Genomic DNA, 23,429 nt, shown 5'->3' with positions numbered 1-23,429 from the left:
AAGTCTTTGGGGTGAGTTAATGGATATAAAAATAATTAAGAAGTTAAACCCTATTTGCGAAATCCTTGGGTTACTTTATATGAGCAATGATTATGGCAATTTCGAGAAAATGGCTATTGAACAGTTAAGTAATGAAGGGATAAATGGAGAGATTTTTATAAAGAAAAATTTAAGAGTGATAGAAAAATATGTAAAAGCATTTGATAAATATAAAGTTATTAATGATAATGAAATTTTATTTTTAGGTGATAACGAACTTGAAATTTTCCTGATTCTTGCAAGCGTATTAATTAATAATAATAACATAATTGAAAATATTAATGGGATGACTAATGAGGAATTAAAGAAATTAATCATAGATGTATACAATGACCAGGCAGAAGGAAATGAAAGTGTTGAATCTATAGGAGATTTAAGGGGGATCATAGATTTTTTAAAGGAAGCAGACATCAGTGAAAGTAGTAAATGGAAGATGATTGCTGTATTGGATGCTCCTAAAAATTATTATATTAGATTAATCGGAGTAATAAATGATAACATGAAGGCCTATGAGGAAGCATACAAGGCTATAGGTAATCATATAAATAAGCTTCTCTCAGATTTAATAAAATATATTAACTCAGGGAAATGTGAAATTCTGAATAATATTATTGAAATGCCAAATCAAGAGAATGTTATAATACCTACTTTAGCATTTGGTGCAACGTTCATTAATATCAATAACACGTATTTTGTAGGTTTATTAGTTGAGTTAGTTTATAAAGAAAAATTAAAAGTAATGGGAAATAAGGGAGAGTTAGTGCTAAAGCTAAAGGCACTAAGTGATAAAAGTAAATTAGAAATAATAACTTTGCTTAAGAGTGGACATAAATACAATTTAGAAATAGCAGAAGCTTTGGGGCTAAGCCCAGCAACGGTTTCTTATCACATGGGATCATTACTAGAATACGGAATGGTAACAATAGAGAAGAAGCAAGGTAAAGTCTATTATTTTCTAAATGAACCTGGATTAAAAAATTTTATGAATGAACTTAGTAACGTATTATTTTAATAGAGCTACTTAGATAGATTAAGGAGATTAATCTTACCTAAGTAGCTCTATTTTTTGAAAATAGTTAGATGATTTTCAAATTTATTTGACATACATCTAATGAAGAGTTAATATAAAAATATAATTTGATAATAATTAAATATATTAGATAATTATCTAATATACTAAATAAGGGGGATGTAGGGTGAAAGAATGTATTAAAAAAAGTAAGTTCTTATTAGCTTTGACGTTGTTACTTAGTTCATTATCATCAATATCAATTGTATACTTGTCCGTATTTGTACAAAAAACTATTGATTATGTCACAATAGGAGATAGTAATAATTTTCGTAATATCCTTATTTATACTATTAGCTATTCAATAACATTGGGATTAGTCTATTTTGCTTATGATATTTGTAGTAAGAAATTCATTAGGAACGTTCTAAAGATGCTAAGAAGTAAGGTTTTTAGAGGAATAATGAGAGCTAATCACAAAGATTTTACCAATAATAACACAGCAGATTATATTTCTGCATTAACTAATGATATGAAACTTATTGAAGAGAATTATATTATTCCACTACTGCAAATCTTACAATATACGGTTATGTTTATAGCGACAGTTATTCGTCTAATCATTTTAAGTCCAATAGTTACATTAGCATTATTTATTAGTATGCTACTACTATTTATTGTGCCTAGTATTTTTGGGAAAGCCTTAGAAAGTAAGCAGCTTGAAATATCTAATAGCTTATCAATATTTACTTGTAAGCTAAAGGATATGTTTTCTGGATATGATGTTATTCGATCTTTTAACTTAAAAGAGAAGATAGATGATGAATTTGAAGAGAATAATGAAAATATAGCGCGGATAAAATTTAATGCAGATAGACTGTTTGCTATTAATGAATCGGTGTCTCAAATACTAGGACTTGGAACTCAGCTTGTAGCCATTTTTTTATCAGGGTATTTTGTGCTGAAGGTTGAGCTTTCAATGGGTATACTAATTGCTGTATTCCAGCTTTCAGGAACACTTGTGCAACCTGTAATAATAATCATGAGCAATATACCTAAAGTCGGCAGTATGAAAGCGGTTCTTGAAAGATTAGAAACATTTTCAGATTATGCCGACCATGGATTAATAGGCACGGATGAACCTACTTTTAATAAAAGCATAGAAGTTTCTAATTTACAGTTTAGTTATGATGAAGATAAGAATGTTATAAAAGGAATAGATTTAGAACTGAAGCAAGGGAAGAAATATGCAATTATAGGAGGCAGCGGTTGTGGTAAATCCACATTAATTAAGCTTATATCAGGATATTACTCAAATTTTACTGGTAATATTAGTTATGATGGAAAGAGCATTACAAATTTAAGTATTGAAAAGGTTAATACAATGATAGCTATGATCCATCAAAATGTATATATGTTTGATAAAAGTATTAAGGATAATATATGTCTATTTAAGGACTTCACAGAAGCAAATATTAATGCTGCGCTAGAGTCAAGTGGAGCGGATAAATTTATAAATAATATAGAAGATGGATTAAATTATTTAGTAGGTGAAAATGGATGTAACCTATCAGGAGGTCAAAGACAAAGGATAGCTATAGCTAGGGCATTGATTCAAAAAACACCAATACTTATATTAGATGAGGGTACATCAGCTATAGATATGCAAACGGCTTATGATATAGAAAGTAAACTTTTAAACATAGAAGATTTAACATTAATAAACATCACTCATAAAATGAGTGAAGAATTACTAGGTTTATATAATGAAATAATTTATATGGAAAATGGACTGATAATTGAAAATGGAACCTTTAAAGAGTTAATTAATAAAGAGGAAAAGTTTCTTGATTTTTATAGTTTTACCAAAAGGAGCTAGAAGAGCTATTTTACTTCTTTTAATAAGACTTTTACACAATAGAGAAATAGAGAAATTTGATAAATGAATACATTAAAAAGTGCAGAGGCTATAGATAAGAAATGACGGCTTCTGCATTTTTAGTTAACGTATTGTAATTAGAATGTTTTGACATATAATAAAGATATAAGAGAAAAGTAGGGAAAGAGGAAAGTCGTATGTGTAAGATAGTCATTGATTTAAGCAAATTACTCTGTACAAGATCTAATAAGAGGACGATCCTTGTATAGAGTAGCAGTTTAGTCGTCCCGATTAGATTTTGTACTTTTAGTTAAATACATTATTAACTAAAAAGGAGAAGTCTAATGAAAGATTATAAATGGAATACATATATTATATTTTGGCTTACACAAATAATTTCACAGCTAGGAAGCTCTATGACTAGTTTTGCACTTATATTATGGGCATATAGTAAGACGCAGTCAGCGATGTCTATGTCACTGATGTCATTTTGCAATTATTTACCTTATTTAGTAGTCAGCTTATTCGTAGGGGCATTTATTGATAGGCATAGAAAAAAGATGATTATACTAGGAGCAGATATGATTGCTGCTCTAAATACATTAGTAATACTGTTATTGCTAATGATTGGGAAGTTAGAGCTTTATCATATTTACATGGTAAATGCAGTCACAGGTGTAATGAATGCTTTTCAAGGTCCAGCTACCTCGGTAGCCATAGGAATTATCGTACCTAAAGGGCAATATGAAAAAGCTAGTGGAATGAATTCCTTTTCAAGTTCTGTATTAACAGTAGTTACACCAATGCTTGCCACTTTTATTTATGGAATTCTAGGATTAAAGGGCGTTATTTTGGTTGACTTATTAAGCTTTATAATAGCTTTTGTGGTACTTGCTGGTTTTACTCATATACCTGAAGGGCTTATAAGTAAAGAATGCAAAAAACAAACATTACTAGAGGGTTGCAAAGAAGGGTGGATGTACTTAAAAGAGCATAAAGGAATTTGGTACTTAGTATTAAGTATGACAGTAGCCAATTTGTTTTCACGTATAGGCTATGAAAATATTTTACCAGCGTTAATCTTAGCTAGAAGTGGTGGGGATGAAAATATCTTGGCTTTGGTCACAGGATTTATAGGCTTTGGTGGTATTATAGGTGGGATAGTAATTACCTTCATTAAATTTCCTAGATCAAGAATTAAGGTCATTTATTTCTCTACGGCATTTTCATTTTTAGTAGGGGATCTATTAATGGGAATGAGCAGGAATGCATGGATGTGGTGTTTCTCTGCTATAGCAACTAGTGTACTGATTCCTTTTATCAATGCAGGCATTAATGGCATTATGTATGAGAAGGTTCCTAAAGAGATGCAAGGAAGGGTGTTTTCAGTGAGAAATGCACTGCAAAATGTGACTATTCCTATTGGTATTTTACTAGGTGGTTATTTGGCTGATTATGTGTTTGAACCTTTTATGAAAGCTGATAACCAAATTGTTAGGTTCCTAGAACGAATAGTAGGAATAGGAAAAGGAACAGGTATGGCCGTTATGTTTTTATGTACAGGTATTTTAGGTGCATTGTTTAGCGGGATATGGTATAGGCATAAAGATATTAGGAAGTTAGATTAAAATAGAACAGACTAATCCTAGGACATAAGTGTATAAAAGGGTATCTTATGTTCTAGGATTTTTTGTTTAAGGAGAAAAGTATATCAATTTGGACAAATAGAGATGTAAATGTAGGGGGATAATTATGCTAACAGAATTCTTTATGCGAAGTTTGCAGGGGTTAAGTAAGATAGTTAATGTGATGGGAATGGCCATTGGCGCTATTGCCATATATAGAGGATCAACGACACTAGTTCAACTTATGCAGGAATACCTAAGGATTAAATCTGTAAAGGGTACTTATTTTAAAACAAAAATAGAAGTGCAACAAGTGAAAGTGAATGAAGAAGTTATGGCACATGATCATAGGCCGGTTATATTAAATAAGTGGGATAGAGATGCAGATCACTTCAGGTGGACTAGGAATCAATTTTTAATATATTTTAGTTACACTGATTATAAGGGTGATCCTTGCTTTGGACACTATGTAACAGTTAAGGGCAGAAGGATAAAAGAACCGATAGATATTTATTATCATCCGGCTATAACAAGCAAATACGTCATTGATAGGGGAGAAAGAAAAAAGGATTTTATATCAACTTTTTTACTTCTTGGAATGGCGGGATTAATCATTTTTCCTAGTGGAGCACTTTTTGTCATATTTAAGAGTATAGCTCTCATGGTATGTTGCTCCTTAGTACATGATGTGGGTATATAGCTACTATAAGTGAGTTATAGATAAAAGGGTTATAATAGGGGATAGTATCATAAGGATAAGGTTAGAAAAGCATGAGTGTGTTAAAATGTAAAATGTATAGAGAGTGATACTAAGATAAAATAAGGAGTCCTTTAATGAAAATAGAATTAATCTGCGTTGGTAAACTTAAAGAAAAATACTTGGTGCAAGCTATTGATGAATATAGTAAAAGATTAAGTAGATATTGTAAGCTCAATATGATTGAACTAGCTGGTGAAAAAACACCGGATAATGCCTCAGAAAAAGAAGAATTTATGATTAAAGATAAAGAAGGAGAGAAAATCCTTTCTAAAATAAGTGATGCAGCGTATGTGATAGCTTTAGACTTGTAAGGCAAAATGTTATCCTCAGAAGAATTAGCAAGCTTTATAGCGGATTGCGGTGTAAGGGGGAATAGTCACCTTGTTTCTGTCATAGGAGGATCATTAGGGTTATCAGAGGTTGTGAGGGCACGAGCTAATTATAAATTGTGTTTCTCAAAAATGACATTTCCACATCAGCTATTTAGAGTCATGCTACTAGAACAAATATATAGAGGATTTAGGATTAATAATAATGAACCGTACCATAAATAACTCAGATAAATAGATGGAAACATTGATAATCACAGGATGTAGTGAATTGAGTTATGATGCGGTCTATTTAGTTAGATTCAACTGTTATCAGAACGGGAGTGAACGCAAGCGCAAAGGAAAAAGTGAAAATGTCATCTTGGCAGATGGTATTCAATTTGTGGGTTCCATAGTATTCGAGTGGATTATGCAGAGCAGCCTTCTAGATATACTCAGGAAGAAGCATAAAGAAAAGTAAAAGGAAAGTACATTGGCTTAGTAAATTTTTTTATATACGAAACTTGTGTGTAAAAAATGTTTTCCAAAAATCTGTTGTTTGATATAATATTACTAATATTCGATTCCGTTCGACTCTATTCGACAAAAGCATAGAATTGATAATGGAATTTAAGTGGATTGTATCTAATATGACACTAAGGGGGAGCAGATGAAAACACAAATTACTAAGCAACAAATGAAAGAAAAACAGACTACTATTCGTAAAAAGCTTATGTTAATGATCATTCCAATCATGGTATTAGCACTTTCAATGTTGGGTGCTATAAGTATATTTAATATAAGGAGTGTAATGTTAGATGATACTTATAGGAGTTTAAGAGAACAAGCAGTAGCTAATGCTAATAAGATCAGTGCATGGGTACAGGGGGTATTCGGTAATTTAAATAGTGTGCAAAGCAGTTTAGAAAATATTGATTTTAAGAGCGATGAAGAAGAATTAAAATATCTAGCATCTACTCTGGAGTTACACCAAGCTTTTCCTAATGGTATTTATGGGGGAGATGAGACAGGTATTTATTTAGATGGCTCAGGATGGGTACCAGATGCAGATTTTGTTGTCACAGAAAGGCCTTGGTATAAGGAAGGCCTTACACATGAAAAGTTTACTTTTGGAGAACCATATTTAGATGATAATACAAAAGGGTTCATTGTGAGTGCTACAACCAAAATTAAGAGAGAGGATAAGAAAAACTTTGTAGCGTCAGCAGATGTATCATTAAATGATGTGACATCGATTGTTGCCAATATCAATATTATGGATACAGATAGTGGTTATGGTTTTTTAGTTGATCAGCAAAATAATATGATATTAGGACATAAGAATAGTGAGTGGAATGCTAAAATGATTTCTACATCTGATGAAAGTAGTTTTATGGCAGAGGTGGCAGGCTACATACAGGAAGAAGATTTCAAATTACATACTATTAAGGATGAAGGTAAAGATTATTTTGTAATGGTAGAGCCAATAGAGGGAACGACATGGCGATTAGTAACTTGTGTTGCTAGAAATGAAATTGTAGCAGTGCTTTATAAAGTAACGGGGGTGTATTTAATACTAGCACTGATCTTTATTATCATTATAAGTGTTATTGTAATGAAAGTGATCAACTCAATGATGGAACCAGTAGGGATATTAACAGAAGGCCTCACACGTATTACAGAGGGAGATTTCACTGTCATGATTGACACCAAGAGCCATGATGAAATAGGGAGAATGAGTGAGGCACTTAAGAAGTATATTATTTATATGAAGAAGTTGATTAATGATATTAAGTTGATCTCTAGTGAACTAGATCAAAATGCAGATACTGGTAAGGAAAGTGCGTTATTCTTAAATCAAATGGCAGAAGGACAATATGAAGCGATGAATAACACGCATAAAACAGTAGAAGAGCTTGTAAAATCAGTTACAGAAGTAGCAGAACATGCAACATCCCTTGCACAAATTGTTGGAGTCACTAATGAGCATAGCAATGAAGCAGATGATAAGATGAACCATACGGTTAGAGCTACAGCAGAAGGTCAACAAGATATGAATAAAGTTAGACAAATGATGGATGTGATCATAGTAACTATGGGAACATTAATAGAGTCAGTAGAAGAAGTTAATACATCTACTGGTAAAATTAATGAGATTATTAAGTTCATTGAAGATATGGCTTCACAGACGAACCTCTTATCTTTAAATGCTTCAATTGAAGCAGCAAGAGCAGGAGAAGCAGGGAAAGGCTTCTCTGTAGTTGCACAAGAAATAGGAAAACTTGCAGAGATGAGTGCTAATTCTACTAAGGAAATTAGTGAGATCATAAGTGGAGTTCAAGAGCAAGTAGGAGCAATGGTAGAAAAGACAAAGGATAGTGCAAGTATCGTTGAGGAAAATAAGTCTTCTATTAATAAAGCATATAGTACCTTTGAAAAAATTTATAGCGAGATCACCGAGGCAAGTAAACTTGTAGCCAATATTAAAGATACGATTACACAAGTAGATGAGGTAGCAACAAGTATGGCAGCTATTTCAGAAGAACAATCTGCAAGTGCAGAAGAAATTTTAAGTACCATCGAAATGATGACAGGACGTTCAAAACGATTTAACGAAGAAAGTGAAAAAGTAGAAAAAACTGCAACCATTGCAGCAAGTTCTTCAGTTACATTAGTAGAATATATGAATAAGTTTAAATTAGATTAGATATTAATTTTTTCAATAAATATGAGAATAGGGTGTTTTTAACTCGTGCTTTATCCCCTATAAGTTTATAATGATTTTGGGATAGTAGGTGTAATATAGTGTTATAGTTATCATACAAATAGAAAGCTCATCCCATAATAAAGATAAAATATAATCAATAAGATTTAGGAGATAGACATGAAGATAGAAATCATATGTGTAGGCAAACTTAAAGAAAAATATTTGGTACAAGCTATTAATGAGTATAGTAAAAGACTAAGTCGTTACTGTAAATTAAGTATCATTGAATTAGCAGATGAAAAAACACCAGATAATGCTTCTGAAAAAGAAGAATTACAAATCAAAGAAAAAGAAGGCGAAAAAATTCTATCTAAAATCAGTGATAGTGCTTACGTTGTAGCATTAGATTTGAATGGAAAGATGCTCTCATCTGAAGAACTCGCAAGTTTTATGGCAGACTGTGGTGTAAGAGGTAACAGTCATATTGTATTTGTCATTGGAGGGTCACTTGGCTTATCAGATGCCGTAAGACAAAGAGCAAATTATAAGCTTTGCTTCTCAAAAATGACATTCCCACATCAGCTATTTAGAGTCATGCTATTAGAGCAGATTTATAGAGGGTTCAGGATTAATAATAATGAACCGTATCATAAGTAACTCAGATAGCCGTAATTAAGGCTTAATAGTCAAGAAATCAAAACAATTAGGTTATGGTACAGTAGATTATTAAAAGGATTTAACTCAAATCATATTATTTGCTAGCAATACAATGATAGAAGTAAATGGCAACCATATAATAAATGATGTGGAGTCACAGATTATAGATAATGTAACCTGTGTACCACTAAGGGTGGTTACAGAAAGTTTGGATTCCATCTAGTAAGAGTATTATCATTGTTAAGTAGAGTGTAAAAATTTGTATACTCATAAAAAATGCTTAGTGCTAAGACACCAAGCATTTTTTATGAGTATAAGAAAAATATAAAATCATCTGTACGGTATTCAAATAGAGCAAAATTAGATAAAATTCGTGGCATTAAGAATAAAACGCAATAAACTAGCCGAATGGCTAGTTTATTTTTTGCAAAAAATTTATATAATAAATTTATAAAATAAACGACATGCAAGTAAAGTGGCTAAATAATGAGGTGATTTATGGATATCTATGAAGATGATCTACAAACGGCATACTATATACGCCCTCAATTAGTTAACCAAAAGATGAAGTTTGCACGGGCAAAATATCAAACCGTCTATTTATATGGGGTATCTGGTTGTGGGAAGACGAGTTTTATTAGAGATTATTTTGGAAAGACGAAGTACGTGTATTTATCTGCTGAAAAGCTTACACTGCAAGATTTAGATTTTGGAATAGGATCAAGAAAGACCATTGTTGTAATTGACGATTTATATTGGCTTGGCTCAAGTGATGGGGATGAACTCATCAAATACACATCTAGCAGAAATGATTACAGGACGAAATGATGTGAGGTACATCCTGGATAAAGCCAAAGAAATTGGAAACTTCATTATAGAAAAAGGCGAATTGGATAAGGAAACGATTTATGAAATTCGATTGGCAGCAAGACGTTCATTGCTTAGAAAAATGGAACGTACGTATTCTCTAGAAATGAAAAAACAATTTTATTACAATGCGGGTCTTTATTATGAATTAGAAGGAGATATGCCCAATGCAATAAGGATGTATGAAAAATACGGAAATAATGAACGTATTAGTAGCTTAATCATTGCCAATGCCAGAAAAAATCCATCTGTTGGGAATTATTATGAGCTGAAAAAATATTATCTGAGGCTTCCAGAAAGTACCATAAGACAAAGCGTAGAACTGATGACAGGCATGAGCATGCTTCAATCTATGCTTATGAATGTAGAAGAGAGTGAGCGATGGTATGAAGAATTAAGAGCCTATGCATTGAATCAGACAGGAAGTCTAAAAAAGGCAGCAGAGAGTAGGCTTACATATTTGGATATTGCCCTTCCACATAGAGGGAGTACCAGCCTGATAGAAATCTTCAAAGGTGTGGGGATGCTTTTGGAAAATAAGGACATTGTCCTTCCAGAGTTTTCTGTAACCAGCAACCTGCCTTCTATGATGAATGGAGGCAAAGATTTTTGTGAATGGAGTAAAAAAGATAAGGAACTAGCGAAAAGTATTGGGAGTATCGTAGAGATTGTCCTAGGTAAGTATGGAAAGGGATTAGTTAATCTAGCACTTGCAGAAAGCTATCTTGAAAAAGGAGAAGACGATTATGAAACGTCTTCTTACGCCAATAAGGGAAAGATGCAGGCAGAAGCAGGGGGTAAGATCGAGCAGTGCTTTGTAGGAAATGGTATTTTAACATGGCTCTATGTGTTAAATAATAATGCCGCAGATGGTGCTGAATTGTTAGATGATTTTTATAAAAAGGCAGAAAGTGCAGAGGCAACCAAGCTTTTACCTAACATCAGAGCGTTTAAATGCCGGATACAAATGTATTACGGCGAAATAGCAGAAGTGATGAAGTGGATGCAGGAAGCACCTAAGGAGGAAATTGATTTTAATACCATGGAACGTTTCAGGTATTTGACCAAGGTAAGAGGTTATCTCATACTAGGAAAGTTAGAAAAGGCAAATGGGTTGCTGCAAAGGCTTCTCGTATATAGTGAGATAATGCAAAGGACTTACATTAACATAGAAGCTAAAGTATTACTTGCTATCACCCAGTATCGCATGAAAAACAAAGACTGGAAAGAAACATTGACCCAGTGTTTAGAGCAAGCAAAACAGTATCATTTTGTCAGAATTATCTCCAGGGAAGGTGCACCGATGTGGAAATTATTTGAGTCATACAAATGCCAGACTAAGGCATGCCCTTTTCTGCAGCAAGTGATGAAAGAGACAGAAAAAATGGCACGTAGTTATCCCTCTTATCTGAAGGAGCAGACAGAGCGTATCAATTTTAATAAAAATGCCCTTGAAATATTAAAATTACAATCAGAAGGCTTGTCTATAACCCAAATCTCAAATGAGACAGGGATGTCTGTGGCCAATATAAAATATCATTGTCAACAGACTTATAGAAAGCTAGGGGTCAATGGAAAAGCAGCCGCTGTTATAGAGGCAAGGAAACGCAATATTATTTAACCCAAAAGTATAAAATGAATTTTGAGATAAAATATTACACTAAAAGTTGAAAGAAGGAGCACATATACAGGAGGCTATTATGCAAAAGAATGTACCGTCAACTCTCTCATATGTGATTTTAATTATAGGAGCTACTTTGTTTATGCTTTTTTTTGCCTATAACACAAGCCCTCTTATTGAGTATTTTGGCGTAGACAGCAGTATGTATCTTGTTATGGGCAAGGCTATGGCTCAAGGGAAAATCCTTTATTCAGGACTCTTTGACCATAAAGGACCGATTATTTTCATTATTAATATGCTTCCCCAGCTTTTTATTGATGGAACACTGGGCGTATGGCTTACAGAACTTTTCCTGATGCTCATTTCTGTAGTAATGATATATAAAATGGCAAATCATTATTTGGATAATACATTATCACTTTACATACCACTGCTTTATGTATGGATAACTGTTACATTTTTCAACGGTGGAAATTATACTGAAGAATACAGTAATTTCTTTTGCTTGATCTCACTTTACATTTTTGACAAGTGGCTAAAGAATAAAAAACTAACTGCCCCAATGGTCTTCATTCTTGGATTGTGCTTTGGTATCGTGTTTTTCATGCGTCCTAACAATATTGCACTCATTGTATCCATTATCCTTTTTATTGGCATTTATATGCTCAAAAAAAGTCAGAATGAAATAGGAAGTGCTTTCTTTTTCGGATGCTTAGGATTGATAACTGTGATTCTTCCCATATTGATCTATCATTTATGTACAGGAACACTATATGATCTGATTTATGCAACTTTTTTACATAATATTAAATATTGTCAAATTGGGGCTGAGCGTTTTCGTCTTATCCCAAATGGAAATAGTCCTCAGCTTTTATGCTTATTTATTGCTTTGGGCATCAATACGATTACTATGTGTACTTGTTATTCAAATAGTGAAGAAAAAGTAGGTACCTTTATATTGCTAGGTTCTGCTGTTCTTCCTTTAGCAATATTGATAAGCAAGCATCCTTTTATATATTATTGGACACTTCTAGCCCCTTTAACTGCTTATTCTGCCATATTCCTCATAAAGTATAGCATAAAAATCAAGAAAAAGGCTTTACCAGTGATTTTCTTGACCTTACTTTTGACACTGATGGGTACAAATAGCTTCTTGGCTACAAAGATCATAGAGAAAAAATCGTATATTACAGAATATAAGCATAGCGTCCATGAAATGTATAAGCTGATACCTGATAATGAGAAAAACCATTGCTTTGCTTATAATATGCCTGCCATGTTTATTTATGAAGTAAACTTAAATACTCCCTGTAAATATTTTACCATGCAGACCTGGATGGCTAAGATCAATCCTGATATTGAAAGGTATTGTACTGAATATGTCAAAGAAAATCATCCAGAATGGATTTTATCCCTTTATAGTTTTGAAACAGATAAAACTAACCCTGAGCTTTCAGAAATCATAAAGACAAGCTATACCCAAGTATTTAATAACGATTGTGGCTATTTATATCGAAAGATAAAAAAACGAAAAGGAGATTGATTAAATGGTTAATTTATTCTCTAAAAAACGAACCAATTTAGTAAATATCTCTATTTTAAGCCTTTCCATTCTTGTCATCTATGTTCTGGTTTATATCCTAGGTCTTGAAGATAGCGTGCAAGGCATTATGCTACTGCTCATTATTTCAACAGCATTAATGGGTGGCTTTAACCTATGTCAAAAATTTGATAAAGAATTACTTGCAAAATACATTCTTCTTATTGGATTTGTAATGAGAATAGGCTATATGCTTTATACACCATGTACCGTGAGATACCATGATCTAGGTATTATTTCCATTGATTCTGATGGGAATGCCGCATACATACTGAATATTCTTAATGGACAGTTACCTACAAGTAATGAGGGACAGTTTTATCATCCCCCACTTTATTATATTTTAAGTAGCATTGTTATTTTTGTGCTTAAGCCTATTTTACGCTTAACAGATGAAATGGACATCATGAACTGTGCAAGGCTTGTGTCATGTACCTTCTCGTGTGCAACCCTTTTTTGCGTAAAATCCCTTTGTGAGGAGCTTAAAATCAATAAGCTTATTCCTCTTTCCTTAGTTGCTTTTTTACCTAACTTCTATCTTATGGGTGGGCGGGTAAACAACGATGCTATGGCAGTGTTTTTTATGACAATGATATTACTTTTTAGTATGAAATGGTATAAAAAGCAAAGTATAAGAAATACAATTATACTCGCCCTATGCTTCGGACTTGGAATGATGACAAAAATATCAGTTGTTGTATTGGCCATTCCCACAGGGCTTTTGATGATCGTTGTTATTGTCCAAAGCATAAAAAACAACACTCTGCTTAACTCAATTAAAAGTTTGTGTTTATTTGCAGTCATAAGTATGCCCCTTGGTCTAGCTTATCCCATACGAAATCTAGTTTTGTTTAATCAACCATTTAATTATGTGCTTGATGTGGGAGAGGTTGGATTTAAATCACATTATTATACATTTGCACAAAGATTTCTTTCATTTCCCATAACGAAAATGTTTAATCCTGTCTATAACGATGCATTTTCGGATTATAATATCTGGATGTATCTATTAAAGGGTGGGTTATTTGGTGAATTTCGTTTTAATATCTCAACTACACTACCTACCATAATGCTTTTTATTTATGCCCTAATAAGCATTTTTATGATTCTTTCAGTAGTTAGTTGTTTAAAGGAAAAGGATACAAATATCCTTTATCTGGTGTTATCAATAATGGTGCTTATGATAGCTTATGTAGCCTTTAACATAAAGTATCCCTATGGCTGCACAATGGACTTTAGGTATGTTGCACCTGTGTTTATTATAAAAACGCTTCTTTTCGGAAGATTTCTTGACAGAAATAAAGATAAAAAGTACAGCAAAATACTTTATCGTCTATCTGCTGGAACAGTACTAACCTTTTCACTTTTATCAGTATATATGTACTGTGTGATCTAGAAGAAATAGGTGAGGGTTATGCATCTTTTTAGCATCATCCTTGATATAAAAATAACTTTAATATCATGCATTTATCTAGACTTATATTTGCTAAAAAGGCAAATTAAGTATATATCAATTTAATAGGAGGGAGAAAAATGAAGCATTTTTCAAAACAAGTCTCATGGCTGCTTACATTTGTACTTATTTTTACAACCATAGGATTAGCAGACTTTTCAGTTATTTATGCATCTGAAAAAATTGAGATCACTACAAATACTGATCAAGTAATTCTTTCCGGAACTAAGGTATCATTACCCTGGACTTATTGGGGTGGTATGCGCATTACTTATTATGAATCTGCTGATTCTAATACTGTTTTGTTTGAGGATAACTCATATTCTGAATCTGTAATTGGTCCAGATGATATTGCAGTAAAGGCGTATGCATGGCATATATCATTTGATAAAGAGTTAGGAGGTTTCAATGGGTCTACACAGAATCCTAGTACCTATTGTTTTAAAGCATACCCAGCTGCTCCTCTTGAAAATATACCTGGAGGAACCCATATGATTTTGCCTGAGGGTACTACACTTTCTACTACTACAGATGCAGCCATCCAAGTAAACATTTATGTAGGAAACACCGGTCTGACGGAATATAATGAGGCATCTTCTTTTACACTTCCATCTGCATCAGAACTCCGTGATGATGTAGATAAAGATGTAGTCGTAGATGAAGAAAAGTTTGATAAAAAATTAGAGGATAATGTCTACAAAGTACCTGATTTAACAAAGCTTTATTATACTGTTGACCTTACAGCCAAAGGTGTAAATTCGTATAACTTTAAACTCACTCTTGTTCCGACTGTAGAAGTAACGTTTAATCAAAACACTGGTGAACCTGATTTGTCTGAAACAAAAATGTATGCAACACCAAAGGCTAGCATTGATAGTACAAAGCTCCCGACAGTTTCGCTTGTGGGCAAAGATTTTTATGGTTGGAAGCATCCTAATAGTAGTGAATATGCATATTTTGCTAATGGAACAGGTGATAGACCAAATGTTAATACTGCATGTGAACTAATGGCTATGTATAAGGAGCAAAAACCTTCTTATAAGCTTGATTTAACAAACAAAAAAGTAACTAATCTTTTACCTAATAGAACTTATGCCTATCCAAAGTATGATTTTAATGAAGACTATTATACTAATACCGTAAAATCAGATGAAAATGGTGAATTTATTTATGAAGGATTAAGTCAATTTCATCCTCAGATCCGCTTAAATTCTGATAATGTAGACATATATGTTAATTCAGATTTCGTTTCTCTTAAACATAATAAACCAAATAAGCCGATGACAAAAGCTAAGACAACAACTGCAAGTGTTACAAACACAAATGATTTTGCAGACTGTGAATTTTCTATTAGAAAAACAAGTGATAACAGTGATTTAAGTTGGGGAACTTCCTCTACATTTGAAGGATTGACATCAGCTACAGAGTATAAAATCTATGTAAGGCACAAGGCTGACGAAGATGGTTTTGAAAGCGATCAAGTTGAATCAGAAACTTTTAAAACTTTAGCTGCAAAAGCAGTTTCCAATGATGCTCCAAACGGCGTGACGATCGAAGCAATCCCTCCACAAACGCATACAGGCATTGCTATTACGCCATCACTAGTCATAAAAGATGGTGACATAACACTAGTCAAAGATACTGATTATACTGTAAATTATAGTGATAATATTAATGTAGGTACAGCAACTGCAACAGTAACCTTTATAAATAAATATAGTGGTACGATGACAAAGAGTTTTGAAATTGCACCCGTAACATATCTTGTTTCCTTTGATGGAAACGGAGGGACAGGAGAGATGTCAGGTGAATCAGTAATAGATGGACAGCACTATGAACTTCCAGCCTGTGCATTCACTGCACCTGCAAACAAAGCATTTAAAGCTTGGAATATTGGCGGCACAGAATATGCAGCAGGTGCTGATTACATAGTTACTGCTCCTACAACTATTAAAGCTGTTTGGAAGGACTTAGAGAAAGTAAAAATGCCTACTATTTCACCTAGTGGTGGTACATTCTCTAGTTCACAGACTGTTACTATTGTATGTGACACTAAAGATGCAATCGTTTACTATACAACAGATGGCACAGAACCTACAACAGGAAGTACAGTATATTCTGCTCCTTTTGCAATCAATAGCTCTGCAACAGTAAAGGCTATTGCCGTCAAAGGTGGTATGATGAATAGTGACATTGCTTCTAAAGATTTCATAAAAAGTGTGAAGCCAAGTTCACCATCAAGTTCAAACACATCATCAAGTTCAACAAGTAGTAGCAGTACACCAAGTAAAGAGGAAAAACCAACGCTTTCGCCAGCTAATCCACCATCAAATGTTGTGTTTGTTGATAGTAATAACAAAGCAAAATTGGATGACACAAGAGTCGCTAGTGTAAATAGTAAAAAAGAGCCACTAGTCGTTTCTAGAGATAAAGTAGATATAGTGATCAGCCAAGAAGCACTTAATCAGATCATTGGTAAAGATGGTTTAAATGATAAGATAAATGTAGATATAGAATTTGCACCAATCGCAAGATCAGGAGATATTGAGAAAAAATTATCTAAAGAAAGTAACCTTGCACCAATAGAGAATGAAAAAGTATGGGTGTCATTAAATATGACAACAACATCTGATAGTAAGGCAGGGCAAAAAGTAACAGATTTTACAGAGCCATTAATACTTAAATTTGACCTTAAAGGAATAGAAGTGAAAGAACCATCAAAGTTAACACTTGTCAAATATGTAGAAAATGCAGATGGTAGTGTAAAGATAGTAAAATTAGGCGGTAAGTTTGATCAAGCTACAGAGACCTTTACATCACAAGTTGCAGAAACAGGTAACTACGGCGTAATGCTTGCTAGTGACCAAGTAAAAGTAAATTTACAGATTGAAAATTTTGAAACAACAGTTAATGATATAAAGAAAGTTAATGATGTGGCACCACAGATCATTGATAGCACAACAGTTGTTCCGCTACGCTTTATAGCAGAGAACTTAGGGGCAGAAGTAAAATGGGACAGTAATACTAAATCAGCTATTGTTGTTTTAGATGGTAAGACCATAATAGTAGGTGAAAAAGAAGGTAGCGTGAACCAGAATGGTAGAATCCTTGTACCACTTCGCTATATTTCAGAGAATTTAGGTGCACATGTCCTTTGGATTCCATCAAGCAAGTCTATTGAGATTGTAAAATAATAAATAAGAATAGTTTAGCCCCTAGAATATACTAAATAATAAGAGTATACTCTAGGGGTTATTTAATGAACATCAATAGGAGATAGTTTTTTCATCCAACAGTTATAGAAAAAATAAAAATATGATAAATTTCTTTATTGCGACAGCTAGTTGTCATATAGTGGTGCTATACTAAAAACAAAATGAATAAGTAGATTTAAAGGAGGTATTTATTGTGAAAAAAGAGGAATTATATGCACCTATCAGAGACAAGTATGACGAATTAAAAGAAGTATTGAATGGAACGGACATTGAAAAAATAAGGGAGCTAACATTAGAGGTCCATGGCATGGTACATCCAGCAGAGGTTTCAGGAAGAACGGAGAAAACGATTGCGGATTATGTTTTAGACTATATGCTAGCAGGGCATCAAAATGACATAGTACCTAGAGAGGATTGGGATGTAGACTTACGTTATGCAGGAACTAAAACAGTCCCTATGTGCTGGCAGCTGTGGCATACATATCGTATTGAAGATTTAGTAAGTAATATACTAATGATGGATCAACCTCAGATTTTTGATGAAGAGTGGCAGAAGAAGATAGGTGCATCTATTACGGATACAGGCAATGCATTGGAATTGGATGAAGCAGTAGCATTTGGAAAAGGGATTAATGCTGAGGCACTTCGTGATTATATGATCACAGTAGGAAAAAATACACGTAAAATATTAGCAAGCCTTACTTTAGAACAAATACAGTCTATGGTCCCTGAAAGCTGGGTAATGAGAATTCTAGAAGAAGGTGGTGTGACGACAGATTTTCGTTCTGTATGGCTATTAGTATACTGGGGAAGGTTGACGAGAGGTGGTATGATTTTAACGCCTATGACAGATCATCATATGATGCATTTACCACCATGCATTAATAATCTGCCTATTCTAGAATCACTTTAAAGTAATATTAGTGTATTTCATTTTCCACAAAGTATAAGAGAACTTTAGAAGACGAGAAAGACTTCTCTTTTTGGTGCAAAAAATGAGAGGATAAATATAGAAAAAAGATGTATTATTAATTTATCAAAAGAGAATACATGGGAGCATAAAAAGGTCTGCCAGCTGTACTGGGAGGAAAAAACGATGGATGAAAAGTTTACATCATTTCTTAACGATATACCCGTTTCACTTCATGGATTTGTACTAGAGCTAGATGAATCACTAATAAAAAAGGGGTGCAAGAGAGAAATAAAAACGGCTAAAAGTGGTTTTGTGACTTCTTATCTTTCGGCAAAGACAGGAAAAACACTATTAAACTATGTATTTAGGAAGACTGGTGTGAAAATGAGAATATATGCAGCGAATGTAGCAAGCTATGATGTTCTTTTAAATGAATTTCCAGATAAAATGAAAAAAGAGATCGTTAAGGCAGGAGAGTGTAAGAAGCTGACGGGAGGAAATTGTTCACCTACATGTCCAGCAGGCTATACATTTACAATGGATGGTGTGGAGTATAAAAAATGTAGGAGTACAGCCTTTTTTCATGATTTAAACGAAGAAAGTAGTCATTATATATGGAAACTTATAGAGGCAGAGGTTTTAGCATAAAATAAGGATTTCATATAATGAGAGGAAGAGGAGAACATTAATCTCCTCTTTTTTATTTCTAAATAAAAGGCCCAAATTGCAATAATAAGTTGAACTAACTGTGTTTTTTATTTCACCACAAAATTTATACTACATATATAGCATCCAATTCATCCTCAAATAGTTCCTCAGGTGTACGATAATTAAGCAGCTTTCTAGGAAGCGTATTACACCATTCTTTAATAAAAGCAATCTCATCGGTGCTATAACCATTTATAGCTGCACCTTTTGGGATGAATCGTCTTAATAAGCCATTGTGCCTTTCATTGGTTCCACGTTCACATGAGGCATATGGATATGTAAAGTAGACCTTTACAGCAGATTCCTGTTCTACTTTGGAGAGTTCTGCAAACTCTTGACCATTATCACTGGTAATACTTTTGAAGACGTGGTTAAATTGTTCTTCAAAGTAAGTTTTTAGATTGGCTAGTTCTGTTAAAACAGCATGAGAAGTCTTAGATGTAATTTTACGAACAATATAATGTCTAGTTTTGCATTCAGCTAAAGTGAGAAGAATACTATCATTCTTATCTTTTGTACCAATGACAGTATCTATCTCCCAGTGGCTAAATTCTTCCCTAGAATCAATACTAGCTGGTCGTTCCTCGATACTTGTGCCTAGAATATGTCTGTTTATACGGTTGCGTTGAGGCTTGGTATTTCTTCTAAGCTTCATCGGAAGATCGACATTTCGTATTTCTAGTAGACCTAAATCAATATAGTTATAAAGTGTTTTAGTGCAAACCATTTGAGATGGATTGAAAAGCTGATTAACGATAGCCTCGCCGATACAAGCATCGACAGACCAGTTTCTCGATTTCATTGTGGTACAAACGTAGGATATGAAATCATTTTACAATTAAGCCAAATAAAAAGCATATAAAAATCTCCTCTTCTTTAGGTGAGGAGAGCCATACCATAAGTAAGAGCTAAACCATGTAAATCCAATGAGTATAAAACTTTATAAATGTTAAATTACATACTTTTGACACAAAAATAAGTCCTATGCCTAAATAAGGTGTAGGACTTTTTAATTTAGCAAATCTAATATACATAAAGGGATTGAATTATGATAAAATTTAAATAATTAAAAATTATTTTAAAAGGGGGGAAGGTATATGGAGAAAAGAAAGGTTAGAAATCAATCTAGAAAGAGACATTCCTGGGTTAAGACTTTAAGTGTCTTTGTAATTTTATATTTAATAGTAGTGAGCATTTTTATTTATATTTGGGTACAGAACAATATAATACCAAAAGCATTTTAGTAAATCAGATATAAGAAACAAGATAAAGTTTGCGAAAATATAATGGGAGTGCAACCTATTTTAAAGAGGGAGAAAGTATATGAGAAGAAGAATAAAAAATCAATCTAGCTATAGATACTTTTTGACTAGGTCATTAAGTATATTTTTAACTGTATATTTAGTGGTAATGAGCATTTATACCTGTATTTTGGCACGATATTACCAAGGAGAAGTTGAAAAAATATTAGCTCAGGCCGTGAATATAATGGAAAGTTGTATAGTATATAATGAGGAGATAAAAATTCCTGATGGAGGAAATTTAAGCAAGAGAAAAATTGAAATGTGGCGTGATGGAAGGATAAATAGAATGGCTGCATATTACTATTTATTTATTAATCAGGGAGAGCATTTGAACGATGATGCACAATTGGCAGTTTATGATGAAAATACTAAAAAGTGGATTGCAAAGACTGGTAACTGCTTGATCTTTAAGGAAAACAATAGCTTAGAAGTGAACCAAGATTTACTGAGTCAATATAAAAAAGAAGATTTTGAGATTTACGGAACATTATATATGGAGCGTTACTTGACGCAAGGACAGATTAAATCAATATTAAAGGATGAGCGCTATGGCAAAGGAACATTCAGAGTGGAAGGCTATTATAGTGACGGTGAAATTATACCTCAAAAATTACAACAATATGAGCTGACCTTTGAAAAGGATGACTCGAGAAAATTGAAAAGTAAGAAACTAGTTAATACCCATACCTTTGATAATCCAATAGATACAACCAAGATGATTCCTTTTACTGGGGAGTCAGATCATTTCTTTTCCAGGCAAGAAGCTACTTCTTACTACTATAACAACCATGAGGGAGATTGGAAATGGGAGGATTATAATAAAGCATTAATTCCTAATATAGAGGATGTAATACAGGGAGGAGAATCTAAACTAGATAATAAGAATAGTTTATTTAAGGTAATACAAAGGCAGTTTGAAAAGGTTGATGTTAAGGAGAACACTTACTGGATTTCTAGCTACCTCGTATGTTTCCCTATATATGAAACAATAATTATATCAGGGGAGGTGTATCTATTTGGCATAATAACAGCTATTATTTTTACAGGTATTTGTTCCGTAGTACTATGGAAGCGCCATAGTCTATCTTAGAAGACTTGTTTTGCAGTAAAAGGATGAGTAAGTAATCTTAATAAATGAATAGAATTTAAAAAATGTAGAGATTATACACTGGAAATTACATAATTTGTAATCATTTAACTCATAATAAATTTGTACGTATTTTAAGTAGCATAATATGAGGAGGATGGTTTGATGCCAAAGATAAGTTGTAGCGTAGTTTCTTGTTCTTATAATCAAGGAAACATATGTAGCGCCAGTATTCTGAATATTGTAGGGGCTAAGGCAAATATTACTGAGGAAACAAGTTGTAGTACCTATATCAATAAAGAGAAAGTTAGTAATGCCGTAGATGATAAGGTTAAAACAGGAGAGACAGAAGCAGTACTTTGTGAAGTAGAAACATGTATCTATCATGTCAGAAGTCACTGTTCTCTAGCAGATGGTATTGAGGTAAGCAATCTAGGAGAAGCAGAAACTTATAGGGATACAGACTGTTTAAGCTTTGAGCGTAGGTCGGAATAAAATGTAGTTAGATAAAGGGAGCTGTTGCATTAAGCAATGGCTCCTATATTTTTCTTTTACATAATAGATTAAAGGATAATTTGCAAAATGATTCACTCAGAAATTTCCAGATGCATACAATACAGTAAAATGATTTTTTGGAGGGAATATGATAAGCGATCAAAGATATGTGATTCTATCACTTGAATTACATTTATTTTTCTCAAGAATTATGAAGGAACATGCACTTTTTTTAGAAGCAGGGTTTATGCCTAAAGACTCAAAACTTGCTAGTGAGGCAGAGCATTATAAGAGAGAATTTGAAAGGCTTTTGTCACAGGTGGTGAGTCTTAGTAACGGCGTAGTAAGACCAAGCGTTTTAAATTCTGGCGAGGTGGTAACTGACTATACATTAGGAACAGAAAGAAAGACTCAAAATTTCACAGGGATAAAGATAGATCAAAATATAACGATGCAGGAATCACAACTATATAGTGGAAATAATCCCCAGATTGGACCTAATACAGTAAATCGTGTAAGGCAACTTAACGCTAATGCAAGGAATCTTCTTAATGGGCTGATTAATTTTAAGCAGAGACTATTAAACGGTGTTTTATCTTGTGATTTATTTACAGCTAATTATCCATTACTAATCGAACATATACTGCGCGAGGCAAGGCTATATTTGTCATTAGTAAGCGACTTAGAAAATAGGGTGGATATTGATTCTAAAGATGCTAGAGAAACAGAGTTGTTTTGGGATCAAATTATGATGGAGCATGCATTGTTTATAAGAGGATTACTTGACCCTTCTGAAGATGAATTAATTACCACCTCAAATGAATTTGCTAATGAATTTAAGAATTTAATTCAAGAGGCACAAACCATGACAAATGTAACAATAAATAGTGTTACTAATGAAACTTTAAATCAAACTGTTCAATTGAAGAATTTTAAACAAGCGGGAACAGAAGGGATTGCTAGTTGTAAAATAAGATCTATAATACTTCCGCTTCTGGCTGATCATGTACTAAGAGAAGCCAATCATTATATTAGATTATTAGAGACTTATGAAGGGATATAATGATAGAACTGAGTAGCTATGTTATAGCTATATTAAAATAACTTATTAGAAGAATGATAGAAACTAAGGAAACGATATTAACCTTGTAATTATTAGGTTAATATCGTTTTTTGATTGAG

At 33.1% G+C, this 23,429-nt stretch carries 19 protein-coding genes and 1 pseudogene; 19 read left to right on the top strand and 1 reads right to left on the bottom strand.

The window, feature by feature from the left end; genetic code table 11:
- Positions 1 to 19 precede the first annotated feature (19 nt).
- The 15 genes and pseudogenes from CLOLE_RS20680 to CLOLE_RS20610 all read left to right on the top strand — a co-directional run bounded on the left by CLOLE_RS20680 (position 20) and on the right by CLOLE_RS20610 (position 19,301).
- Positions 20 to 1,051, top strand: a complete 1,032-nt coding sequence (locus CLOLE_RS20680) for an ArsR family transcriptional regulator (protein WP_013659071.1) — start codon at positions 20 to 22, stop codon at positions 1,049 to 1,051.
- Positions 1,052 to 1,235: 184 nt separating this feature from the next.
- Positions 1,236 to 2,927 carry an ABC transporter ATP-binding protein gene (locus CLOLE_RS20675; protein WP_013659070.1) on the top strand — a complete coding sequence of 564 codons (1,692 nt, stop codon included), beginning with the start codon at positions 1,236 to 1,238 and terminating at the stop codon, positions 2,925 to 2,927.
- Between the two features lie 344 nt (positions 2,928 to 3,271).
- Positions 3,272 to 4,555 (top strand): MFS transporter, encoded by a 1,284-nt coding sequence (locus CLOLE_RS20670; RefSeq protein ID WP_013659069.1) that lies wholly within the window; start codon positions 3,272 to 3,274, stop codon positions 4,553 to 4,555.
- Between the two features lie 124 nt (positions 4,556 to 4,679).
- Positions 4,680 to 5,252 (top strand): ParB N-terminal domain-containing protein, encoded by a 573-nt coding sequence (locus CLOLE_RS20665; protein ID WP_013659068.1) that lies wholly within the window; start codon positions 4,680 to 4,682, stop codon positions 5,250 to 5,252.
- A 134-nt stretch (positions 5,253 to 5,386) separates the two neighbouring features.
- Positions 5,387 to 5,866, top strand: a pseudogene (rlmH, locus tag CLOLE_RS20660) (23S rRNA (pseudouridine(1915)-N(3))-methyltransferase RlmH).
- Positions 5,867 to 6,290: 424 nt separating this feature from the next.
- Positions 6,291 to 8,327 carry a methyl-accepting chemotaxis protein gene (locus CLOLE_RS20650; protein WP_013659067.1) on the top strand — a complete coding sequence of 679 codons (2,037 nt, stop codon included), beginning with the start codon at positions 6,291 to 6,293 and terminating at the stop codon, positions 8,325 to 8,327.
- A gap of 177 nt (positions 8,328 to 8,504) precedes the next feature.
- Positions 8,505 to 8,984: a 23S rRNA (pseudouridine(1915)-N(3))-methyltransferase RlmH gene (gene rlmH / locus CLOLE_RS20645; RefSeq protein ID WP_013659066.1), complete on the top strand. Its 480-nt coding sequence runs from the start codon at positions 8,505 to 8,507 to the stop codon at positions 8,982 to 8,984.
- An 88-nt stretch (positions 8,985 to 9,072) separates the two neighbouring features.
- Positions 9,073 to 9,207, top strand: a complete 135-nt coding sequence (locus tag CLOLE_RS24100) for a hypothetical protein (protein ID WP_408610359.1) — start codon at positions 9,073 to 9,075, stop codon at positions 9,205 to 9,207.
- A gap of 341 nt (positions 9,208 to 9,548) precedes the next feature.
- The gene (locus tag CLOLE_RS23735) at positions 9,549 to 9,812 is read left to right on the top strand and encodes a hypothetical protein (protein WP_242825757.1); all 264 of its coding nucleotides are present in this window, start codon (positions 9,549 to 9,551) and stop codon (positions 9,810 to 9,812) included.
- A complete protein-coding gene (locus tag CLOLE_RS20635) occupies positions 9,793 to 11,472 on the top strand; it encodes a LuxR C-terminal-related transcriptional regulator (protein ID WP_242825756.1) in 1,680 nt (559 codons plus the stop codon). The genes CLOLE_RS23735 and CLOLE_RS20635 overlap by 20 nt, the downstream gene beginning before the upstream one ends.
- A gap of 79 nt (positions 11,473 to 11,551) precedes the next feature.
- Complete coding sequence (locus tag CLOLE_RS20630) at positions 11,552 to 13,015, top strand: ArnT family glycosyltransferase (protein WP_013659065.1); 1,464 nt, start codon at positions 11,552 to 11,554, stop codon at positions 13,013 to 13,015.
- Positions 13,016 to 13,019: 4 nt separating this feature from the next.
- Positions 13,020 to 14,468, top strand: a complete 1,449-nt coding sequence (locus CLOLE_RS20625; RefSeq protein WP_013659064.1) for an ArnT family glycosyltransferase — start codon at positions 13,020 to 13,022, stop codon at positions 14,466 to 14,468.
- 137 nt (positions 14,469 to 14,605) lie between these two features.
- Positions 14,606 to 17,719, top strand: a complete 3,114-nt coding sequence (locus CLOLE_RS23530) for a stalk domain-containing protein (RefSeq protein WP_013659063.1) — start codon at positions 14,606 to 14,608, stop codon at positions 17,717 to 17,719.
- Positions 17,720 to 17,933: 214 nt separating this feature from the next.
- Entirely contained in the window at positions 17,934 to 18,653 is a 720-nt protein-coding gene (locus CLOLE_RS20615) for a hypothetical protein (protein ID WP_013659062.1), read from the top strand.
- Between the two features lie 183 nt (positions 18,654 to 18,836).
- Positions 18,837 to 19,301 (top strand): hypothetical protein, encoded by a 465-nt coding sequence (locus tag CLOLE_RS20610; RefSeq protein ID WP_013659061.1) that lies wholly within the window; start codon positions 18,837 to 18,839, stop codon positions 19,299 to 19,301.
- A 124-nt stretch (positions 19,302 to 19,425) separates the two neighbouring features.
- Here the strand turns inward: CLOLE_RS20610 and CLOLE_RS20605 are convergent, their stop codons facing one another.
- Positions 19,426 to 20,184, bottom strand: a complete 759-nt coding sequence (locus CLOLE_RS20605) for an IS30 family transposase (RefSeq protein WP_330369355.1) — start codon at positions 20,182 to 20,184, stop codon at positions 19,426 to 19,428.
- Positions 20,185 to 20,458: 274 nt separating this feature from the next.
- On the opposite strand from CLOLE_RS20605, the gene CLOLE_RS23200 reads away from it, so the two are divergent.
- From CLOLE_RS23200 to CLOLE_RS20590, 4 genes are all read left to right on the top strand, one after another.
- Entirely contained in the window at positions 20,459 to 20,605 is a 147-nt protein-coding gene (locus CLOLE_RS23200) for a hypothetical protein (protein ID WP_013659060.1), read from the top strand.
- Positions 20,606 to 20,684: 79 nt separating this feature from the next.
- Positions 20,685 to 21,755 (top strand): hypothetical protein, encoded by a 1,071-nt coding sequence (locus CLOLE_RS20600; protein WP_013659059.1) that lies wholly within the window; start codon positions 20,685 to 20,687, stop codon positions 21,753 to 21,755.
- Positions 21,756 to 21,917: 162 nt separating this feature from the next.
- Positions 21,918 to 22,247 (top strand): DUF1540 domain-containing protein, encoded by a 330-nt coding sequence (locus tag CLOLE_RS20595; RefSeq protein WP_013659058.1) that lies wholly within the window; start codon positions 21,918 to 21,920, stop codon positions 22,245 to 22,247.
- Positions 22,248 to 22,395: 148 nt separating this feature from the next.
- The gene (locus tag CLOLE_RS20590) at positions 22,396 to 23,310 is read left to right on the top strand and encodes a DUF2935 domain-containing protein (RefSeq protein ID WP_013659057.1); all 915 of its coding nucleotides are present in this window, start codon (positions 22,396 to 22,398) and stop codon (positions 23,308 to 23,310) included.
- Positions 23,311 to 23,429: the final 119 nt, after the last annotated feature.

This window comes from Cellulosilyticum lentocellum DSM 5427 (assembly GCF_000178835.2).
GTDB lineage: Bacteria > Bacillota > Clostridia > Lachnospirales > Cellulosilyticaceae > Cellulosilyticum > Cellulosilyticum lentocellum.
Note: the sequence above shows the minus strand (reverse complement) of the source record. Positions and strands in the feature narration are given on the sequence as shown.